This window comes from Streptomyces sp. NPDC005898 (genome assembly GCF_040629635.1).
Lineage (GTDB): Bacteria > Actinomycetota > Actinomycetes > Streptomycetales > Streptomycetaceae > Streptomyces.
In genome coordinates this window covers 118,402-138,181 of record NZ_JBEXWC010000014.1, presented here as the reverse complement: position 1 = coordinate 138,181, position 19,780 = coordinate 118,402, and the positions used below count along the sequence as shown (strand labels likewise).

Genomic DNA, 19,780 nt, shown 5'->3' with positions numbered 1-19,780 from the left:
TGAATCGCTGGACGGTTCAGTCACAGGTCTGCATGATCGCCCCTTATGGAGAGCACGCCCACGCCCAGGGGTGAACCTCAGATGTCGACAGGCAACGCGGACACATCCTGGAACAAGCGCAGAATTGTCATAGCGACGTTCTTTCTGTCCGCTCCCGTCGCCATTCTCCTTTATGTGCGGTTGGGTCCCGGTGAATGGAGGATGTCGTCGCCGGTGGCTCTTTTGCTGCTCGCCGCAGTGGGGACGGTCGGCGCGTACGTCCTCAGGCCGCTGGATGTCGAGGCGGGGCGGGTCTCGGAAGGGCGAGAGCGGGTCCGGGAGGCGGAGCATGACCTGGAGCAGGCGCTACGGCTGCCCGTCGGTGAGGCGATGGTCGTGCACGGCGATGTGTACATCTCGTCGCCGCCCGGCAGCACTGCCGATGACGCTCGGCGGCGGGATGGTGACGCAGCGCCCTTCCCGGGCGGCGACGCCGGTGGCGCCCATCGAGACAGGGCGAGACTGACGCTCTCCGAGTTGTGGACGGTGACGCACCGGCGCCTTGATCTTTACCACGACATCGCACTCGGTCAGGCGTCCCGCTCGTTCCGCAATGCCCAGATGGCGATGATCCTCGGCTTTGCTCTCCTCGTGGGATTCGTGATCATCGCGTTGCAGGCGAGCACGACCGCAGGTGCCGTCGTCGCGGGCGGACTGGGGGCCGTCGCGGCCGCTCTCGCGGGCTACGTCAGCAGGACATTCGTACGATCGCAGGAGGCCGCGGCAAGTCATCTGCGCGCGTACTTCGATCAGCCGCTGGAGTTCTCGCGCTACCTCGCGGCCGAGCGGTTGGTGGCGGACGCGAACCTCAGTGACGAACAGCGCGCCGAGATCGTCTCCGCCCTCGCGCAAACGATGATCAGCGGTCCGCCGACGCCGAACGAGACAGGCCCCGATACGGCACGGGGCGCCTGAGAGGCGAGCTTCCGGAAAAGGATCATCGGACTCGAACCGGACCCGGTCGTGGACGTCGCTCGGTCCTGGGGTGACGCCGGCGTGGACCAGGGCCGGGGTGTCGCCCGCGGTGCCCGGTCTACTGGTCGCGGACGGCGTCGCGCAGCGCCGTGTGGGCGTCGCGGCTGCGCTCGCGGCCCGCGGCGAGAGCGGCTTCGACCTCCTCGGCGAAGCACCCGTCCCGTACCTCTCCCAGCCGGATGTCGGCCAGGTCGATGGCCGACCACGCGGCCTCGACCGCGATCGAGGTCAGCTCCGGGTCGGTCGTGGTGAGCGCCAGCCGGTCGAAGGCGTGCGTCACGGCCGAGCGGGCCCGGTACAGCTCGGCCCTGCCCTCCCTGCCCGGGAGTTCACCGTCCCGCAGGTCCGCTATCTGGAGCCAGTACTGCTCGCGGTAGGCCAGGGACGCGGCGAGGAGCTGCGCGGTGGCGTCCAGGACCTGCTGCCGGTGCTCGGCCGCGCGGGCGCGACGGTCCGTCCAGTGCGCGGTGAGACTGGCCAGCGCGGCACCGGCGAGCGTGCCGAGCACGGCGATCAGGGTGGACCACATCGGCTTCCCTCGGGCTGAAGGGCTTGCTGTCCGCACGGTGGGTTCCGGACCAGCGGCGTCGGAATACTGGCGCATCCCGCGCGGCGCCCGCAACGGGGATCCGCGCGGACGTCTGGACTCCGCCCCTGAGGCGACGCCTCCTCTCCTTCCACGCGATGTGGGAGACTCGACCGCTGTGCAGGTCAGTGGGGGAGCAGGCGGACCGCAGGGGGCGGTACCGCCGTACCGCGCGGCCCGAGGTGATCAAGGAGCGGTGACATGGCTGGTCAGGTCCGCGCGCGGAAGAACGCACCACCGCGTGAGGACGTCCTGGCCGCCGCCATGGAGATGATCGCCGAGCGCGGTCTGGAGAAGCTGACCATGGCCGCGCTCGGCCGTGAGGTCGGCATGAGCTCCGGGCACCTCCTCTACTACTTCCGCACCAAGGACGAGCTGCTCCTGCGCACCCTGGAGTGGAGCGAGGGCCGCCTCGGCGCCGAGCGCGGCCGCGTCCTGGCCCGCCCCGGCACCGCCCGCGCGCGCCTGGACGCCTACGTCCGGCTGTACGTTCCCGACGGGCCCGGCGACCCCCACTGGACCCTCTGGCTGGAGGTCTGGAACCGCTCCCTGAACGCCGACGCGGACGGCCGCGACCGGCAGGCCGCCATCGAGGGCGCCTGGCACCGCGACCTGGTGGCGCTGCTCGCCGAGGGCGTGTCGCGCGGGGAGTTCGCCCTGGCCGACCCCGACCGCTTCGCGGCCCGCCTGCGGGCGCTGCTCGACGGCTTCTCCATCCACGTGGCGATCGGGCTGCGCGGGACGGACCGCGAACAAGTCCTCGCGCACGCGAGGGAGTTCCTGGACGGGGCGCTCACCCCGGTCGCCTAGCGACAACACCCCGGCCCGCCCGGGTGTCCCCGTCGCCCTGGCCCGACAAGGGCGCGGACGGCGCGTCCACCGCGCCGCCCGCATCGTGAGACGGAGCGACGCGGCACGGCCCCGCTGTGGCAGGCTGCGTCCGTGCTCTCGTTCGCCACGATTATTGGCAGCAGGCGCGCCGGTCCGCAGTGACCGTCTCGTACCACCAAGTACGGGCGGACACCGTCGTCCTCGACCCGCGCGCAGACCTCTCGCACCCGCGAGGGGTTTTTTCGTTTCCCGGCCCAACAACAGCCGGACGCGGAGCGCACGGGATCATTGTGGGCGGTGGAGCCGGTCTTTCCGGTAGACCGAGATCCGACACAGGAGCCTGATCAGCATGACGGAAACCAGCACCCCCGACGATTCCTTCCATGTCTTCGACACCACCCTCCGGGACGGTGCGCAGCGTGAGGGCATCAATCTGACGGTCGCGGACAAGTTGGCCATCGCCCGGCATCTGGACGACTTCGGGGTGGGTTTCATCGAGGGCGGCTGGCCGGGGGCCAATCCGCGGGACACGGAGTTCTTCGCGCGGGTGCGGCAGGAAGTGGTCTTCCGGCACGCTCAGCTCGTGGCTTTCGGCGCCACGCGGCGCCCAGGGGGCAGAGCGGCCGAGGACGCGCAGGTCAACGCCCTGCTGGAGTCGGGCGCCCCGGTGATCACGCTGGTGGCCAAGTCCCATGACCGGCACGTCGAGCTGGCCCTGCGCACCACGCTGGAGGAGAACCTGGAGATGGTGCGCGACACCGTCTCCTACCTGTGCTCGAAGGGGCGGCGGGTCTTCGTCGACTGCGAGCACTTCTTCGACGGCTACCGCGCCAACCCGGAGTACGCGAAGGCGGTGGTGCGGGCCGCCGCCGGGGCGGGCGCGGACGTGGTCGTGCTGTGCGACACCAACGGCGGCATGCTGCCCGCGCAGATCCAGGCCGTCGTGTCCACGGTGGCCGCCGACACCGGCGCCCGCCTGGGCATCCACGCCCAGGACGACACCGGCTGCGCGGTGGCCAACACCCTGGCCGCCGTCGACGCCGGCGCCACCCACGTGCAGTGCACCGCCAACGGCTACGGCGAGCGCGTCGGCAACGCCAACCTTTTCCCGGTCGTCGCCGCCCTGGAACTCAAATACGGCAAGCAGGTCCTGCCCGAGGGCGCGCTGCGCGAGATGACCCGCGTCTCCCACGCCATCGCCGAGGTCGTCAACCTCACGCCCTCCACCCATCAGCCGTACGTGGGTGTCTCCGCGTTCGCCCACAAGGCGGGCCTGCACGCCTCCGCGATCAAGGTCGACCCGGACCTCTACCAGCACATCGACCCGGACCTCGTCGGCAACCGCATCCGCATGCTCGTCTCCGACATGGCGGGCCGCGCCTCCATCGAGCTGAAGGGCAAGGAGCTGGGCGTCGACCTCGGCGACGACCGCGCGCTCGTCGGGCGGGTCGTGGAGCGCGTCAAGGAGCGCGAGCTCCAGGGCTACACGTACGAGGCCGCCGACGCCTCCTTCGAGCTGCTGCTGCGGGAGGAGGCCGAGGGCCGGGCCCGCCGCTACTTCCGCGTGGAGTCCTGGCGGGCCATCGTCGAGGACCGCCCCGACGGCAGCCACGCCAACGAGGCGACCGTCAAACTGTGGGCCAAGGGTGAGCGCATCGTCGCCACGGCGGAGGGCAACGGCCCGGTCAACGCGCTCGACCGGGCCCTGCGCGTCGGCCTGGAGCGCATGTACCCCCAGCTCGCCAAGTTGGAGCTGGTCGACTACAAGGTCCGCATCCTGGAGGGCAAGCACGGCACGTCGTCCACGACGCGCGTACTGATCTCCACGTCGGACGGCGTCGGCGAGTGGTCGACCGTCGGCGTCGCGGAGAACGTCATCGCCGCGTCGTGGGACGCCCTGGAGGACGCCTACACGTACGGCCTCCTGCGGGCCGGGGTCGAGCCCGTCGACTAATCCCCCGGGCGTCCGCCGGGCGTCCCCCGGGGGAGGCCGCCCTGTTCCCGGGCCGGTGCCCGAGGCCCCGCTGCGTTACGTTCGAAGTATGAGGAATCGGACGAAGCGGTTCACCGTCGGGCTCTCCGGGCTGCTGCTCGCCCTGGGCGCCACGTCCTTCACGGCGGCGCCCGGGGCGCGGACCGCCTCCACCACCTCGCAGGTGGCGGCGGCCTGGCAGAAGAGTCCGGTGTACGTCGACCCGGCGGCGTCGGACCAGCTCTCCGACACCCGGGCGGACGCCCTCGCCCGCAAGATCGAGGACGCGGACAAGCCGGTCTTCGTGGCCGTGCTGCCGCAGGACTTCCCGCGAAGGGACATCTTCCGGAACCTGCGCACCGAGACCGGCGTGACAGGGGTGTACGCGATCCGCCTCGGCGACGGTTTCGACGCGAAGGCCGACCGTTCCGTGCTGTCGCGCAACGCCGTCGCCAACCTCGTCTCCCTCGTCCGCGGGCAGAGCGCCGACACCCAGCTCGACACCTTCGTGGACGAGGCCCTCGCGCAGGCGTCCGGCAGGGCGCCGAAGTCCTGGAGCGGCGGCCCGGCCGACGAAGGCGTCAACGCGGGCACCCTCGCCGGCGTCGGCGTGGTGGTCGTGGCCGGCGGCGTCGGCGCGTACGCCGTGATCCGGCGCAAGAAGCGGCGCCACGAGGAGGCGCAGCGCGCGGCACTGCGCAAGCTCTCCGTCGTCGTGGACGAGGACATCACCGCCTTCGGCGAGGAACTCGACCGGCTGGACTTCCACCCGGCGGAACCGGGCGCCGACGACGCGATGCGCGCCGACTACGAACACGCGCTGGACGCCTACGAGAAGGCCAAGGCGTACATGGCGGCCGCGACGCACCCCGAGGACGTGCGCGGCGTGACCCAGGCCCTGGAGGACGGCCGCTTCTCGCTGGCCTCGCTCGCCGCGCGCCGCGAGGGGCGCGAGCCGCCCGAGCGGCGCGCCCCCTGCTTCTTCGACCCCCGGCACGGCCCCTCGGTGCGGGACGCGGTGTGGGCGCCCGCCGGGGGCGCGGAACGCGAGGTCCCCGTGTGCGCGGCCGACGCGGCACGCCTGGCGGACGGCCAGGACCCGATGGCGCGCACCGTGGCGACGGAGTCCGGGGAGCGCCGCCCCTACTGGGAGGCCGGACCGGCGTACGGCCCCTGGGCGGGCGGGTACTTCGGCGGCGGCATGCTGCCCGGACTGCTGGTCGGCACGATGCTCGGCGGCATGATGGCCGGCCCGGCGTACGGGGCGGACTACGGCGGCGGCCACGGGGACGGCGGGGGCGGCTTCGAGGGCGGTGACCAGTCGGGCGCGGACTTCGATCCGGGAGACTTCGGCGGAGGCGGCGGCGACTTCGGGGGCGGCGGCGACTTCGGCGGGGGCGGGGACTTCGGGGGTGGCGGCGATTTCGGGGGTGGCGGCGGATTCTGAGGGGCGTCCAGGAACACTCGTTCCGTCAGGGACGCTCGGGGGCGGGGCCGTCCGGCGTGAGCGCCTGGAAGGCCGCGCACAGGAGCCGGACGCTGCGTCGGAACTTCTCGTCCTGGCTCAGGCGGGGCATCCGCTCCATGACGAGCGGGAAGCGCGCGCACAGGCCGGCGTAGACGTCGGCGGTGATGTTCGGCGTCTGGGTCCGGGGCTCGGCCTGTTCCTGGAGCACGAAGCCGGTGACGTGGCTGAGGAGGGTGTCGGCCGCGACGCCGCACTGTTCGGCGGGGACACCGGCGCCGATCAGGGTGGCGAGGAGCCGCTCCATCAGGGAGAGGGCGCCGGTGCTGAGCGTGCCGGGGCTGTCGGCCAGAAGGAGGGCGCCGCCCGGATGCCGCAGGAGGCTCCGGCGCAGTTCGGCGGCCTGCGTCTCGATCCGGTCCTGCCACGGCGCCTCGGGCGGGAGGGCGGCGAGGGCGGTGTCGCCGGCGTCGTACGCGTGTCGGCAGACGCGGTCCGCCATCAGCGCCAGCAGCTCGTCCTTGCCGCGCACGTGGTAGTAGAGGCTGCCCGCTTGCACGCCGAGTCGCTCGGCCACCCGGCGCATGGACAGGCCGTGGTACCCGGTCTCGGCGAACGTGGCCATGCCGGCGTCGACGATCCGCTCTTTGGTGAGCTTCATGGTCCTACCGTAACAGCGTTTTCAAACACCGTTTGAAAAACCTCGTGCCGCGTGTAGTCTCGGCGGCGACCGGTTTTGAACACTGTTGGAAAGGCTGGCGCGGGGGATATGGGCGGACTGTTGTTCGGAGCTACGACAGCGGCGTTGATGGTGCTGATGGCCAAGAGCGGTCGCGCGGCGGTGGGCGAGGGCCTGCTGCGAGGGCGTCCGTTCCCGTGGGCCGTGGCGGTGCTGGGCGTCCTGGCCATGGCGGGCGTCGTTCTCCAGCTGAGCTGGCCGGGGGCGATGGAGGCGCTGGACGCCGACCCCGCCGAGAGCGGCTGGTGGCGTGAGTTCACCTCGGTCTTCATGCAGAACGGCGGCGTGGGGGGCGTGCTGTGGAACCTCGCGACGCTCGCGCTGGTGGCGGCGCTGGCCCACTGGTGCTGGGGCGGCACCCTGACGCTGCTGTTCTTCCTGTCCGGCATCCTCCTGCCGGAACGGCTCGACACCCTGCTGGGCATCGGCGGCGACGCCGGCGCGGATCCTCGTAATTTCGCGGGCAGTTCCGGGGCGACGTACTTCCTGGGGGCGACCCTCGCGGCGGCGCTCCTGACCCGCGTGCACGGGGCCACGGCCGGAGCCGGAGCCGAGGCCGCAGCCGGAGCCGTGAAGGACCGGGTGACGGCGGTCGCCGTCCCGGTCCTGGGCCTCGCGATGTGGCTGACGCAGGAGAACGGCCATGGCCTGGTCGCGGTGTACGGCTTTGCGGTGGGGGCGGGAGCGGCCGGCGTGTGGGCGGTACGGGGTCGGACGCGGCGCTCGTCGGGAGCGGTGGACTGCACGACACCGTGACCCGGCGACGGGGAGGGGCGGCGGCCCGGGCTGGGGGCGGCGCTGAGCTGGTGGCGTCGCTGGCCTGGGGGCGGCGTCGATCTGCACGCCGGCCTTCTCCATTCGGCCCACACTTCCGGCGTCAGGGCTTCCGGCGTCAGGGCTTCCGGAGTCAGGGCTTCCGGCATCAGGGCCGGTAGATGCACTCCGCGATCGTTGCGTGCTTCTTCCAGCCCAGGGTCTCGTACAGCGCGCGTCCGGCGTCTGTCGCGGCGAGAACGCCCAGGTCCGCACCGTGTTCCACGGCTCGGTCGGCGAGAGAACGCATCACGAAGCCGCCCAGCCCCTTACGCCGATGGCCCTCCGCCGTGATCACCCGGTCCACCACCGCGGTCTCGCCGACCACCGCCAACTGCCCCTGGGCCGCGAGCTCGCCCGCCGCGTCCCGTACGCGGACGTACACGACGTCGTCGGCAGCCTGAACGGTGGCGGTGTAACCCTCGGGCGTGGCCACGTCGGTGGCGGTCAGGTCGCTGGCCATCAGGTGGCCGGTTTCTTCCCGGGCCAGCACCCATCCCGGTGAAAGCCAGGGCTCGATGTCCTCGGGCTCCGCGGGCATCTTCATCCACGTGCGTGGCGTCGTCACCGAGGCGGCCGCGCCGCGGACCAGCGACTCATCGGGCACGGGCAGGACATGGCGCCCCACTTCCGCAGGGTTGTCGGCCACCTCGATGTAGAACCCCCAGGGGCGTTCGACCGGCGGGGGCGTGCGCCGGGATATCGCCCAGCCCGCCGCCCACGTCCTGACCATGTCCGCAAGCATCATGTCCTCCCGAACCAGTGGTGCGTCATCCGATGGTAATGACCTCAAGGCGCTTCGGAACCTTACCTCCCTTGCCGGGAGGGGCTTGCGGCCGGGTTGATGAGACGATACGGTTCGTCTCATCGCTTGGCGGTTCGGTCGGGCGGTCGTCGTCTTGCCGGAGGTGGCTCATGGTGCGGGAACAGTATGTGGAGGCGGCTCCGGGGGTGCGGCTGTGGACGGAGCGGCGAGGGGCCGCCGACGCCCCGGCGCTGCTGCTCGTCATGGGGGCCCAGGCCTCCGGTCTCGGCTGGCCCGAGACCCTGGTGGACGCGCTCGCGGAGCGGCATCACGTCATCCGCTACGACCATCGTGACACGGGGCGCTCCACCCACGGCTTCGACGAAAACCCGTACCCCGTCACGGACTTGGCGCAGGACGCCGTCGCCGTACTGGACGGCCTCGGCGTCGATCGCGCGCACTTCGTGGGGTTGTCGCTCGGCGGCATGCTGACCCAGCTGGTCCTCGCCGACCACCCCGAACGGGTGCTGAGCGCCACCCTGATGGGGACCTGCGCGCTGAGCGAGACGCCGTACGTGGGGCCGGACGGGGTGAGCGTTCCCGTCGCCGAACTGCCCGGCATCGCGCCGGAGGTGCTGGAGATGTGGGGCCGCCCGGTCGAGGACCACGGCCTGGAGGCGGAGCTGGACCGGCGGGTGGAGCACTGGCGGGTGCTCGCGGGCGACGGACTGCCGTTCGACGCCGCGTACTTCAGGGAGTTGGAGCGCCGCGTCATCGAGCACGCCGGCACCTACGCGGTGTCGACCGCGCACGGCCGCGCCGACGCCTCCGGGATGCTCCGCACCGCCGAACTGGCCGCCACCGAGGTCCCGACCCTCGTCGTCGCGGCCCCGGCGGAACCGGTCTTCCCGCCCCCGCACCCGCAGCACCTGGCGCAGGTCATCGCGGGCGCGCGGCTGGTGGAGATACCGGGCATGGGGCACGCGCTGCCCCCGGCGGTGCTCGGGCCCCTCACGGAGGCGATCCTGAGCCACACCGCCGGGCGTCCGTCGGCGTGACCCCCGCGCGGCGGGGATCGGCGTGAGGCGGCAGCTCCCCCCGCCGGACTCGGTCGTCCGGAGCCGGACTGGGCCGCCCCGAGCCGGACTCGGCCCCTCGGCCGGCGTCGAAGGTCAGGAGCCCGACTCGCCCGGCGCAACCGACTCGTCCGACCTGATCGCCGAGATGTCGAAGTTCAGCTTGATCTTGTCGGAGACCAGGACGCCGCCCGTCTCCAGCGCGGCGTTCCACGTGAGGCCCCACTGGGACCGCAGGATCTCGGCCTTGCCCTCGAAGCCCACGCGCTCGTTGCCGAACGGGTCCTTGGCGGAGCCGTTGAACTCCAGGTCGATGGTGAGCGGCCGGGTCGTGCCGAGGATCGTCAGGTCGCCGGTGACGCGGTAGTCGTCGCCGCCGAGGAACTCCGCCGCGGTGGAGCGGAACGTCATCCGGGGGAACTCCTCCGTCTTGAAGAAGTCCGCGCTCTTGAGGTGCCCGTCGCGGTCGGCGTTGCCCGTGTCGATGCTGTCCATCCGCACGTCGAGGGAGGCCGTCGAGCGGGCCGGGTCGGCACCGTCCAGGTGCAGGGTGCCCGAGACGTCGAGGAAGGAGCCCTTGACGTTGGTGACCATGGCGTGCCGGGCGACGAAGCCGATCGTGGTGTGCGCGGGGTCGATGGTGTAGTCGCCGGTCAGCGCGGCGAGCCCCGGGTCGACCGCGGCGGGCGCCGGGGCGGCGACGGTGGTGGTGTCGGTGGCGGTGGTGTCGTTCTTGCGGCCGAAGAGACCCATGGCGTGCTCCTTGGGGGATGAGCTCCGACGGGGAGCTTCAGTTGAAGGTTCAACAAGAACGAAGGTAGCGCGACTTGGTTCAACATTCAACCTCTAGCGTTCTGGAGGGTTCGAACCCCCCGGGTGGCGGGCGCGAGCCGCAAGAGGTCGAGGTCATGGTGCCAAGCTGACGCCACAAGGGGTCAAGCTCCTCCTCAACCCCGGTGACCTGGCCCAAAGCGCAAACGCGAGCCGCCGAAGAGGCCGTTAGCCCACCCGCGCCGCCGCCCACATTTGCGATGGCGCCACAACGGTGCCACTATGACGCCATGAACCTCACGCAGTACGTCGACCACCTCCGGCAGGAGCTCGCGGTCGCCGCCGAAGCCGGGGGCGAGGAGGCCCGCGCCCTGGCCGAACGCCTCACCGCCCCCCTGGAGTCGGCCGCCCGGCTCACCCTGCTGAACGCCCTGTCCGCCGCCGCCGAGGAGATCACCAGCGATCTGGCGCCGGGATCGGTCGACGTCAGGCTGCGCGGGCTCGACCCCGAGTTCGTGGTGACGCTCCCGCCCGCGCAGGAACCGTTCGACGCCCAGGCGGAGTACGCGGCCCTCATGGCACTCAAGGCGGCACCCCCCACCGCGCCGCCCCCGCCGGACGCCTCCGACGAGGGCGGCACGGCCCGCGTCAACCTCCGCCTCCCGGCCCACATCAAGACCCGCGTGGAAGAGGCGGCCGGCCGTGACGGCCTGTCGGTCAACGCCTGGCTCGTCCGCGCGGTCTCCGCCGCCCTCGACCAGCCCGACGGCAGGCCCGCCGCCCCCTCGGGCCACCGCGACGGACTGGGATTCGGCACCGCCTTCACGGGCTGGGTACGCTGACCCGCCCTCGCGCCGCCCCACCGGGCCAGGCCCGCACACACCACCGCACGACTTCGCGCGGCCGACGCGATCTGCCGCGCCGGCACCGGGCCCGCCAGGGCCCGTCGAGCCACTAGGACGGGACTGCCATGCCTGTTTTCGACACGCCCGAACCGATCACCGCGGGCGTCGCCTTCGACGCCGGGACCCTGCGCGTCGTCGCCGGGGACGCCGCGCGGACCACCGTCGAGGTACGCCCCGGCCAAGCCGCCCGGGACGCGGACGTCAAGGCGGCCGAGCGCACCCGCGTCGACTTCGTGAACGGCACCCTCTCGGTCAAGGGTCCCAAGGACCGTTCCCCGTTCAGCAAGGGCTCCTCGCTCGACGTGGAGATCACGCTGCCGGCCGGCTCCGCGCTGCGGGTCGACACCGGGCTCGCGCACGTCACGGCGCGCGGCACGCTCGGCGACTGCGAGATCAAGACGGGCGCTGGCGACCTCCAGGTCGAGCAGGGGGCCGGCCTCCGCCTCACCACCGGCCACGGCGATGTCTCCGTGGGCCGGGTGGACGGCGCCCTCCGCGTCACCGCCTCCGGCGAGATCCGCGTCGGCGACGTCACGGGCACGGTGACGGTCAAGAACTCCAACGGCACCACCGACCTCGGGGCGATCGGGGGCGACATCGAGGTGAAGGCGTCCAACGGCGCCGTCACCGTCGGCAGCGCGGCCGGGGACGTCAGGCTCAGGACCGCCAACGGCGCTTTGCGGGTCAGGGAGCTGGTGCGCGGCACAGCCGTCCTGGAGACGGCCGCCGGCCAGATCGAGATCGGCATCCGCGAGGGCACGGCGGCCTGGCTCGACGTACGGACGAGCGCCGGGGCGGTGCGTCAGCCGCTGGCGGAGGCCGAGGCGCCGGCCGCGAGCACGGACGCGGACGTGGACGTCGTCAAGGTGCGGGCCCGCACCGGCCTGGGCGACATCACGGTCAGCCGGGCCTGACCGGCCCGCGCGCCGGACGCCCCGCCGGCTTTGTCGGCCCTCGCCAACGCGGCGGCCCCCGAAGCGCGTACGCGGACCGCCGCTGTGAGGCGTCTCTCAACCGGGCTAACGACCGGCCAGGTCTCTCCGGACGCCACTGTCCCGCGTATTTTTGTGGAACCCCTACAGTTGGCGAGGGCCTGAGCAGTCACTTCTTCGGTGACCCCGCCCTCTTCTGTCCGGGGGTGCCAGGAAAACGGCCCGGAGACTGTACAGAGTCGACGGTCCGTTTCCCCGGGGGCGCTCCGTAAGGTCGCTACATGACCGTTTTGGACGAGACCGCCTCTTCCGGGGGCGAGCCCACCGACGCGCGTGGGCGCGTGGCCGAACTGCACGAGATCCGTGCGGCGGCGCTGCGCGGGCCCAGCGAGAAGGCGACCGAGGCGCAGCACGCCAAGGGCAAGCTGACCGCACGCGAGCGGATCGAGCTGCTCGTCGACCCCGGGTCGTTCCGCGAGGTCGAGCAGCTGCGCCGGCACCGGGCGACCGGTTTCGGTCTGGAGGCCAAGAAGCCGTACACGGACGGTGTGATCACCGGTTGGGGCACGGTCGAGGGCCGGACGGTGTTCGTCTACGCGCACGACTTCCGCATCTTCGGCGGCGCGCTCGGTGAGGCGCACGCCACGAAGATCCACAAGATCATGGACATGGCCATCGCGGCCGGTGCGCCGCTGGTCTCCCTGAACGACGGCGCGGGCGCCCGTATCCAGGAGGGCGTCTCCGCGCTCGCCGGCTACGGCGGCATCTTCCAGCGCAACACCAAGGCGTCCGGTGTCATCCCGCAGATCAGCGTGATGCTGGGCCCGTGCGCGGGCGGCGCGGCGTACAGCCCGGCCCTCACGGACTTCGTGTTCATGGTCCGCGAGACCTCGCAGATGTTCATCACGGGACCGGACGTGGTGAAGGCCGTGACCGGCGAGGAGATCACCCAGAACGGCCTGGGCGGTGCCGACGTCCACGCCGAGACCTCCGGTGTGTGCCACTTCGCGTACGACGACGAAGAGACCTGCCTGGCCGAGGTCCGCTACCTGATCTCGATGCTCCCGTCCAACAACCGGGAGAACCCGCCGACGCACGAGTCGCAGGACCCGGCCGACCGCCGTTCCGACGTGCTGCTCGACCTGGTGCCGGCGGACGGCAACCGCCCGTACGACATGGCCAAGGTCATCGAGGAACTGGTCGACGAGGGCGACTTCCTGGAAATTCACGAGCGCTGGGCGCGGAACATCATCTGCGCCCTGGCCCGTCTGGACGGCAAGGTCGTGGGCATCGTGGCGAACCAGCCGCAGGCCCTGGCCGGCGTCCTGGACATCGAGGCCTCCGAGAAGGCCGCCCGCTTCGTGCAGATGTGCGACGCGTTCAACATCCCCATCGTCACCCTCCTGGACGTCCCCGGCTTCCTGCCCGGCGTCGACCAGGAACACGGCGGCATCATCCGCCACGGCGCGAAACTCCTCTACGCCTACTGCAACGCCACCGTCCCCCGCATCTCCCTCATCCTGCGCAAGGCCTACGGCGGCGCCTACATCGTCATGGACAGCCAGTCCATCGGCGCCGACCTCACCTACGCCTGGCCCACCAACGAGATCGCCGTGATGGGCGCCGAAGGCGCCGCCAACGTCATCTTCCGCCGCCAGATCGCCGCAGCCGAAGACCCCGAAGCCATGCGCGCCCGCATGGTCAAGGAGTACAAGGCCGAACTGATGCACCCCTACTACGCCGCCGAACGCGGCCTGGTCGACGACGTCATCGACCCCGCCGAGACCCGCGAGGTCCTCATCAACTCCCTCGCGATGCTCGCCAACAAACACGCCGATCTGCCCTCGCGCAAGCACGGCAACCCCCCGCAGTAACGGCGGGACCGGCCCGCGCCGCAGCAGCCCACAAGGAGAACGCCGCAGATGACACCGCCCGACATCAGAGTGGAGAAGGGGCACGCCGAGCCCGAGGAAGTCGCGGCCATCACCGCGATCCTGCTGGCCCGCGCCGCAGCCCGGCCCGCCGACGCCCCCGCCCGCCGCGGCCGCGACAAGGCCGGCTGGCGCCGCCTGGAGCGCACCCCCGGCTTCCGCGCCCCGCACAGCTGGCAGGGCTGACACCACCGCCTCACCAAGGCCCCGTACCTCCCTCAGGAGGACGGGGCCTCACGTGTGCGTTGCCACGGACCCCCGGAGATGGACGGCGGCCGACTCCGCGAGGGCCCGCACCGCCGGCTGCCAGGGCCGGCCGCGCGGCCCGCTCAGGACCAGCCGACGCGCGGCCCGTGGCTCCACCGGCAGCAGGACGAGGTCGGCCGGGACCAGCGCCTCGGAGACCTCGGACAGGACGCTCACCCCCATCCCGGCCTGCACCATGCTGATCAGCGTGGCCAGGTCCCGCACCCGCCGCACCGGGCCCACCCGCCCCCCGGCCAGGCGGTACAGCTCCCGTACCCGCTCCTCGCAACCGCCCGGCGAGACGAGGAACGCGTCGTCCTCCAGATCGCGTACGTCGACGGCCGCCTCGCCCGCCAGCGGGTGATCGCGCGGGAGCAGCGCCCGGTAGCCGTCGTCGGCGAGCGGCACACCGGGCCCGGGCGGCGGATCGATCACCTCGCCGAAGGACTGACCGACCTGGCCGTCTCCGCCCTCGGCAAGTCGAGGGCGCGCACGATCGTGCACCTCGACCTCGTCCCCGCCGACCGGTACCACGTCGCCGGAAAACCCCTGACGGGCGCCGCCCGCGACGCGCACCTGGAGGTCAGCCTCACGGCGGGCACCGACAGCGCGGCGCAGAAGGCGGCCTTCATCGCCGCGGCCCACACCTTGCTCACCGAGCTGCTCGGCCCGCTCGCCCGTGGCGGTGTCGCCCTGCACGAACTGCACCCCGAGAGCTACGGCTATCGGGGCGTGACCCAGTTCGAGCACTACCGAGAAGCGGGGGGACGCTAGCGCAGTCGTGCCATCAGGGCGTGTTCGACCAGCGTGATCAGCGCGCTCTTCGCGTCCGCGCGGTGGCGGGCGTCGGTGGTGATGATGGGGGTGTCCGGGCCGATCTGCAGGGCTTCGCGGACTTCGTCGGGGGTGTAGGGCTGGTGTCCGTCGAAGCCGTTGAGGGCGATGACGAAGGGCAGGCCGCTGTTCTCGAAGTAGTCGACGGCGGGGAAGCAGTCGGCGAGGCGCCTGGTGTCGACGAGGACGACGGCGCCGATGGCGCCGCGCACCAGGTCGTCCCACATGAACCAGAAGCGGTCCTGTCCGGGGGTGCCGAAGAGGTACAGGATCAGGTCCTGGTCCAGGGTGATGCGGCCGAAGTCCATGGCGACGGTGGTCGTCGTCTTGTCCCCGGTGTGGGTGAGGTCGTCGATGCCCGCGGACGCGGACGTCATGACGGCCTCGGTGCGCAGCGGGTTGATCTCAGAGACCGCCCCGACGAACGTGGTCTTGCCCACGCCGAAGCCGCCCGCCACCACGATTTTCGCGCTGGTGGTGGAGCGGGCTGTTGCTCCGCCGCTAGAGCTTGCGAAGTCCACTGAGCACCCTTTCGAGCAGTGTCACGTCTGGCTGGCCGCCGGCGGACTCGTCGCCGCCGGGCTGGTGGATGGCGACAAGTCCGGCCTCCGCCAGGTCGGCTACGAGGATCCGGGCGACGCCGAGGGGAATGGTGAGCAGTGCCGAGATCTCAGCGACTGACTTGATCTCGCGGCACAGGTTGCAGATCCGCTGATGCTCGGGCAACTGGCCCTGCAACTGGTGCGGCTGTGCGGTGGTGTGCACCAGCGCCTCGATGGCGAGCTGGTAACGCGGCCTGGTGCGGCCGCCCGTCATGGCGTACGGGCGCACCAGCGGGTTGTGCGCCGCCGCGGCGGGCGCCGGTTCGGGGGCGCGCCGCTGGGGCTGCACGGGCTGGATCCGGGGCGCGCGCCCCGGCGTGCCCTGGTCGTAGGGGCGCGGACCGGGCTGCTGGGACGGCGCGTAGGGCTGGCGGCGGTGACTCGGCGCGGAGGGGAAGTTGTACCGGTTCGGCCCGCCGTCGTGCTGACCACCCTGGCCATGACCAGGGGTCCAGTTCGCCGATGACGAACTGTCTGGGGGTGTTGCCACGTTGCTTCCTCCTCCGACTGTGCCGGGCACCATCACTGTGGAGCCGCGTCCCGAAACCTTACGGGGCCGGGACGCGAAAACGCACCGTCTGTCTGTTAGTTGAGAAGGCTCCCCTGGAGCTCCGCGCGCAGGTCCGGCGTGAGGACGGTGCCCGCACGATCGACGAGAAGTGCCATTTCGTACCCGACGAGGCCGATGTCCGCGTCCGGGTGGGCGAGAACGGCGAGCGAGGAACCGTCGGAAATGGACATGATGAAGAGAAATCCTCGCTCCATCTCCACAACGGTCTGGGTCACGGCGCCGCCCTCGAAGATCCGGGAGGCCCCGGCCGTGAGGGAGGTCAGACCCGAGGCGACGGCCGCGAGCTGGTCGGCACGGTCACGGGGGAACCCTTCGGACATCGCCAGAAGGAGTCCGTCGGCGGAGACCACCACCGTGTGGGACACCCCTGGGGTGTTGTCCACGAAGTTGGTGATCAACCAGTTCAGGTTCTGCGCCGCCTGGCTCATCGGGCTCACACTAACGCTCCTGGTTGTAGGTGCTATCAGGGCTGAAGCCCTGGCCATTCGTGTCACTGCTGGTGTTGCGGCCCCGCTGGACGCCGCGGCGCAGGTTGCTCAGCCTGCCCCGGACTTCCTCGGGGTCGCGGGAGACCTGGGGGCCGCCCTGGGGGGTCTGTTCCGCGGTGCCCTCGACCAGATTGGCCTTGGGCACCCGCCGCGGGAGCCCGGACGAGGTGACTCCGCCCGCCTTCGGCTCCTTGAGGCGCTCGGCCCGCTGCCAGCGCTCGTCGTTGGACGAACGCAGGTCACGGCCGTTCTGCCCGCCGTGGCCGTCGGTCGTGGCGGGGGCGCTCCCGTTCCCGTTCGGGCCCGAGGGGCCGCGGCGGGGGAGACCCGCGTCGGTCAGGTCGTGGACGGCGGACGGACCCGGTCCCGGCCGCTCGAAGCCTACGCTCTCGGCGCCGGCCGCGGGGGCCTGAGCGGATTCCGCTTCCTGACCGTAATCAGGCTGGTGGCCGTCACCGCTGGGCCAGTCGTCCTGGCCGGTACGTTCCGGATAGGAGAGCTGGGGGTCCTGGTAACCGTCCTGCGCCGGGTAGTACCGCTCGTCGTACGCGGGCGCCTGCCGCTGCTCGCCGTAGCCGCCCTCGACGTACTGGCCGTTGTCGTACTGCCCCTCGGCGTACTGCGTGTCGGCGTACTGCGCGTCGGTGTGCGGGGCGGCGGCGTACTGCTCACCGGCGTAGTCGTCGCCCCCGTACGCCGGCCTGCCCTGGTCGTACGAGCTCTGCTGCTCGTCGTACGCGGGGGAGTGCTGCGGCTCGTACGCGTCCTGCTGCTGGGCCTGCTGGGCCTGCTGGGCCTGGTACGGCTGCTGGGGCTGGTGCGGCTGCTGCTGCGGCTCGACCTCGTCGCGGAAGAGCGGGCGGCCGCCGCCCGGCTGGTGGGCCTGCGCCTCCAGGGCCGCCCTGCGCTCCTCGCGCATCAGCGAGCGGCCGACCGGGTCGAGACCCTGCGGCTCGCCGCCGTCACCGTGGTAGCGGCTGTCGTCGAAGCCCAGCTCCGCGGCGGTGCGCAGCGGCTCGGCCGCCGGTACCTGCTGCTCGGGGATGATCGAGGAGACGGTGAACTCGGGGTCCTGCGCGTGCTCGCCACCGCCACCGTGCGTGATGCCGTCCGGCAGCATGACCAGCGAGGTCGTGCCCGCCTGCTCGCCCGAGGGGCGCAGCTGGACGCGGATGCCGTGCCGGTCGGCGAGGCGGCCGACCACGAACAGGCCCATGCGCTGCGAGATCGCGGCGTCCACGGTCGGCGGGTTGGCCAGCTTGTGGTTGATGTCCGCGAAGTCCTCGGCGGTGAGGCCGATGCCCTTGTCGTGGATCTCGACCATGACGCGGCCGTCGGGCAGCCGGGTCGCGGTGACGCGGACCTTGGTCTGCGGCGAGGAGAACGTGGTGGCGTTCTCGAGCAGCTCGGCCAGCAGGTGCACGAGGTCGGTCACGGCCAGGCCGTGGATCTCGGCCTCCGGGACGCCCTCCAGCTCGATGCGCTCGTACTGCTCCACCTCGGAGGAGGCGGCGCGCAGCACGTCGACCAGCGGGACCGGCTGGTCCCAGCGGCGGCCCGGCTCCTCGCCGGAGAGGACCAGGAGGTTCTCGCCGTTGCGGCGCATGCGGGTCGCCAGGTGGTCCAGGCGGAAGAGGTTCTCCAGCTGGTCCGGGTCGGCCTCGTTGTTCTCCAGGTCGGTGATGAGGGTCAGCTGGCCCTCGATCAGCGACTGGTTGCGGCGCGAGAGGTTGGTGAAGATCGCGTTGATGTTGCCGCGGAGCAGGGCCTGCTCGGCGGCGAGCCGCACGGCCTCGCGGTGCACCTGGTCGAAGGCGCGGGCGACCTCGCCGATCTCGTCCGTGGTGGAGATCGGGATGGGCTGTACGCGGGTGTCCACGCGGCCCGGGTCGGTGCGCGAGAGCTGGTCGACCAGCATCGGCAGGCGCTGCTCGGCGATGCCGAAGGCGGCGGTGCGCAGCCGGCGCATGGCACGGGACATCTGGCGCGCCATCATCCCGGCCAGGATGAAGGCGGCGAGCAGGGCGAGCACCACGATGGCGCCGGTGATGTAGGCGTTGCGCTGCGCGGTGGCGGCGATGTCGGACGCCTCGTCCACGGCCTTGTCGGCGAGGTCCGACTCGATCGTGCGGTAGGCGTCGAACTTGGCGCTGGTGGTCGCCCACCAGGCCTGGCGCGTGATGCCCCGGCTCGCCAGCTCGACGCGGGTGCTCGGCTGCGTGCTCTCCATGGTGGCGAGCGCCGCGACCATCTTCTCCTGCGACGGCGGCGGATCGGCCTGCTTCTCGGCGGCGGCCGTCAGCTCCTTCTTCGCCCGCTCCAGCTTCGCGACGTCCTCGGGGGTGCCACCACCGGTGTACTCCTCGATGGCGATGCGCTCCAGGTAGGCGTACGAGGAGAGCGAGGTGCGCTGGAGCGTGAGCGAACCGGTGCCGGGGCCCGGCTTGACCAGCAGGTGGGTGCCGAGGGACCGCTGGAGCGACAGCGCGGCCTTGGAGAGCGAGATCGCGTAGACGGTACGGCCGTAGCTGGTGATGTTGCCGGTGCCCAGACCGAGTTCGTTGGCGAACTCCATCAGGGGGTGCTGGATGGCGACGTAGCCCTCTTCGGTCTGGGCGCCACTCAGCTTGGTGGTGTAGGCGGCCTGACGCAGCGGAACCAGCTTGGGCTCCACCTTGTGGAAGGCGTCGAGACGACGGTTGAGGCCTTCCTTGTCCGGCATCTTCTCCGTGGCGTCCTTGAACGCGGCGGCCGCCTTGTCGGTGGCCTTGCGGGCCCGCAGGACGGCCGGGTCGTCGCGCTTGCCGTTCAGCAGCGGGACGGCGGAGATGTCGCGTTCCTCGATGAGGCGGTTGCCGTAGTCGAGGGAGGCCCGCACCAGGCGGGCGGTGTTCTCGGCGTCCTGGGCCTCGTTCCAGGTGTCGATGGAGCCCTTCACCTGGAAGCCGCCCATGACCAGGCCGACGAGCACGGGTATGAGGAGGATGGCGTTCAGCTTGGTCGGCACGCGCCAGTTGCGGGGCGACATCCGGCCGCCGGAGGGAGCCGGGGGCTCGTTGCCGGGGGCGCCGCTCACGTCAACGGGGGACGCCGCTGTGCGCGGCGGCGGGGTGAAGTTGCCCCGCGCGTCCCCGGTGGGGGGTGCCGCGGGGCTCGTCTTGCTTCGCCTCACTCGACCAACAACCTCTCGGCGGCGGCACTCACTCTCGTGCCGCTGTCGTCTCCAAGGCCCGTGCTACTGGGCAGTTCAGCGCATTCC

At 71.7% G+C, this 19,780-nt stretch carries 20 protein-coding genes; 11 read left to right on the top strand and 9 right to left on the bottom strand.

What is annotated here, in order from left to right:
- Positions 1–81 precede the first annotated feature (81 nt).
- Complete coding sequence (locus ABZ385_RS20325; protein ID WP_358912476.1) at positions 82–954, top strand: hypothetical protein; 873 nt, start codon at positions 82–84, stop codon at positions 952–954.
- A 118-nt stretch (positions 955–1,072) separates the two neighbouring features.
- Here ABZ385_RS20325 and ABZ385_RS20320 read toward each other — a convergent pair whose 3' ends face one another.
- Positions 1,073–1,543, bottom strand: a complete 471-nt coding sequence (locus tag ABZ385_RS20320; protein WP_358698685.1) for a hypothetical protein — start codon at positions 1,541–1,543, stop codon at positions 1,073–1,075.
- 258 nt (positions 1,544–1,801) lie between these two features.
- Here ABZ385_RS20320 and ABZ385_RS20315 point away from each other — a divergent pair, with 258 nt between their 5' ends.
- The 3 genes from ABZ385_RS20315 (at position 1,802) to ABZ385_RS20305 (ending at position 5,850) form a co-directional block, all read left to right on the top strand.
- A complete protein-coding gene (locus ABZ385_RS20315; RefSeq protein ID WP_358579499.1) occupies positions 1,802–2,410 on the top strand; it encodes a TetR/AcrR family transcriptional regulator in 609 nt (202 codons plus the stop codon).
- 370 nt (positions 2,411–2,780) lie between these two features.
- Positions 2,781–4,385, top strand: coding sequence for a citramalate synthase (gene cimA, locus ABZ385_RS20310; protein ID WP_358579501.1), 1,605 nt, complete (start codon positions 2,781–2,783; stop codon positions 4,383–4,385).
- A gap of 88 nt (positions 4,386–4,473) precedes the next feature.
- Positions 4,474–5,850, top strand: a complete 1,377-nt coding sequence (locus ABZ385_RS20305; protein ID WP_358912474.1) for a hypothetical protein — start codon at positions 4,474–4,476, stop codon at positions 5,848–5,850.
- Positions 5,851–5,875: 25 nt separating this feature from the next.
- Here ABZ385_RS20305 and ABZ385_RS20300 read toward each other — a convergent pair whose 3' ends face one another.
- Entirely contained in the window at positions 5,876–6,529 is a 654-nt protein-coding gene (locus ABZ385_RS20300; protein ID WP_358912472.1) for a TetR/AcrR family transcriptional regulator C-terminal domain-containing protein, read from the bottom strand.
- A 156-nt stretch (positions 6,530–6,685) separates the two neighbouring features.
- Here ABZ385_RS20300 and ABZ385_RS20295 point away from each other — a divergent pair, with 156 nt between their 5' ends.
- Positions 6,686–7,363 carry a hypothetical protein gene (locus ABZ385_RS20295; RefSeq protein ID WP_358912470.1) on the top strand — a complete coding sequence of 226 codons (678 nt, stop codon included), beginning with the start codon at positions 6,686–6,688 and terminating at the stop codon, positions 7,361–7,363.
- Positions 7,364–7,529: 166 nt separating this feature from the next.
- Here ABZ385_RS20295 and ABZ385_RS20290 read toward each other — a convergent pair whose 3' ends face one another.
- Positions 7,530–8,153 (bottom strand): GNAT family N-acetyltransferase, encoded by a 624-nt coding sequence (locus tag ABZ385_RS20290; protein ID WP_358579510.1) that lies wholly within the window; start codon positions 8,151–8,153, stop codon positions 7,530–7,532.
- A 182-nt stretch (positions 8,154–8,335) separates the two neighbouring features.
- On the opposite strand from ABZ385_RS20290, the gene ABZ385_RS20285 reads away from it, so the two are divergent.
- Complete coding sequence (locus ABZ385_RS20285) at positions 8,336–9,223, top strand: alpha/beta fold hydrolase (RefSeq protein ID WP_358696531.1); 888 nt, start codon at positions 8,336–8,338, stop codon at positions 9,221–9,223.
- 114 nt (positions 9,224–9,337) lie between these two features.
- Here the strand turns inward: ABZ385_RS20285 and ABZ385_RS20280 are convergent, their stop codons facing one another.
- Entirely contained in the window at positions 9,338–9,994 is a 657-nt protein-coding gene (locus tag ABZ385_RS20280; RefSeq protein ID WP_358579515.1) for a YceI family protein, read from the bottom strand.
- A gap of 308 nt (positions 9,995–10,302) precedes the next feature.
- Between ABZ385_RS20280 and ABZ385_RS20275 the strand changes: the two genes are divergently transcribed.
- From ABZ385_RS20275 to ABZ385_RS20260, 4 genes are all read left to right on the top strand, one after another.
- Positions 10,303–10,854, top strand: a complete 552-nt coding sequence (locus ABZ385_RS20275; RefSeq protein ID WP_358579517.1) for a hypothetical protein — start codon at positions 10,303–10,305, stop codon at positions 10,852–10,854.
- Positions 10,855–10,982: 128 nt separating this feature from the next.
- A complete protein-coding gene (locus ABZ385_RS20270) occupies positions 10,983–11,831 on the top strand; it encodes a DUF4097 family beta strand repeat-containing protein (protein ID WP_358579519.1) in 849 nt (282 codons plus the stop codon).
- A 299-nt stretch (positions 11,832–12,130) separates the two neighbouring features.
- The gene (locus ABZ385_RS20265; RefSeq protein ID WP_358912468.1) at positions 12,131–13,723 is read left to right on the top strand and encodes an acyl-CoA carboxylase subunit beta; all 1,593 of its coding nucleotides are present in this window, start codon (positions 12,131–12,133) and stop codon (positions 13,721–13,723) included.
- Positions 13,724–13,771: 48 nt separating this feature from the next.
- Positions 13,772–13,966: an acyl-CoA carboxylase subunit epsilon gene (locus ABZ385_RS20260; protein WP_358589636.1), complete on the top strand. Its 195-nt coding sequence runs from the start codon at positions 13,772–13,774 to the stop codon at positions 13,964–13,966.
- A 48-nt stretch (positions 13,967–14,014) separates the two neighbouring features.
- On the opposite strand, the gene ABZ385_RS20255 is transcribed toward ABZ385_RS20260, so the two are convergent.
- The gene (locus tag ABZ385_RS20255) at positions 14,015–14,530 is read right to left on the bottom strand and encodes a LysR family transcriptional regulator substrate-binding protein (protein WP_358912466.1); all 516 of its coding nucleotides are present in this window, start codon (positions 14,528–14,530) and stop codon (positions 14,015–14,017) included.
- Here ABZ385_RS20255 and ABZ385_RS20250 point away from each other — a divergent pair.
- A complete protein-coding gene (locus ABZ385_RS20250) occupies positions 14,525–14,800 on the top strand; it encodes a tautomerase family protein (RefSeq protein ID WP_358912464.1) in 276 nt (91 codons plus the stop codon). The two genes, ABZ385_RS20255 and ABZ385_RS20250, sit on opposite strands and share 6 nt — an antisense overlap.
- On the opposite strand, the gene ABZ385_RS20245 is transcribed toward ABZ385_RS20250, so the two are convergent.
- The 4 genes from ABZ385_RS20245 to ABZ385_RS20230 all read right to left on the bottom strand — a co-directional run bounded on the left by ABZ385_RS20245 (position 14,797) and on the right by ABZ385_RS20230 (position 19,549).
- Positions 14,797–15,381 carry an ATP/GTP-binding protein gene (locus tag ABZ385_RS20245; protein WP_030361923.1) on the bottom strand — a complete coding sequence of 195 codons (585 nt, stop codon included), beginning with the start codon at positions 15,379–15,381 and terminating at the stop codon, positions 14,797–14,799. The genes ABZ385_RS20250 and ABZ385_RS20245 overlap by 4 nt on opposite strands.
- Positions 15,362–15,952 carry a DUF742 domain-containing protein gene (locus ABZ385_RS20240; RefSeq protein ID WP_358589643.1) on the bottom strand — a complete coding sequence of 197 codons (591 nt, stop codon included), beginning with the start codon at positions 15,950–15,952 and terminating at the stop codon, positions 15,362–15,364. Before ABZ385_RS20240 ends, ABZ385_RS20245 begins: the two co-directional genes overlap by 20 nt.
- A 95-nt stretch (positions 15,953–16,047) precedes the next feature.
- A complete protein-coding gene (locus tag ABZ385_RS20235) occupies positions 16,048–16,461 on the bottom strand; it encodes a roadblock/LC7 domain-containing protein (RefSeq protein ID WP_062779227.1) in 414 nt (137 codons plus the stop codon).
- A gap of 10 nt (positions 16,462–16,471) precedes the next feature.
- Entirely contained in the window at positions 16,472–19,549 is a 3,078-nt protein-coding gene (locus ABZ385_RS20230) for a nitrate- and nitrite sensing domain-containing protein (protein ID WP_358912512.1), read from the bottom strand.
- Positions 19,550–19,780: the final 231 nt, after the last annotated feature.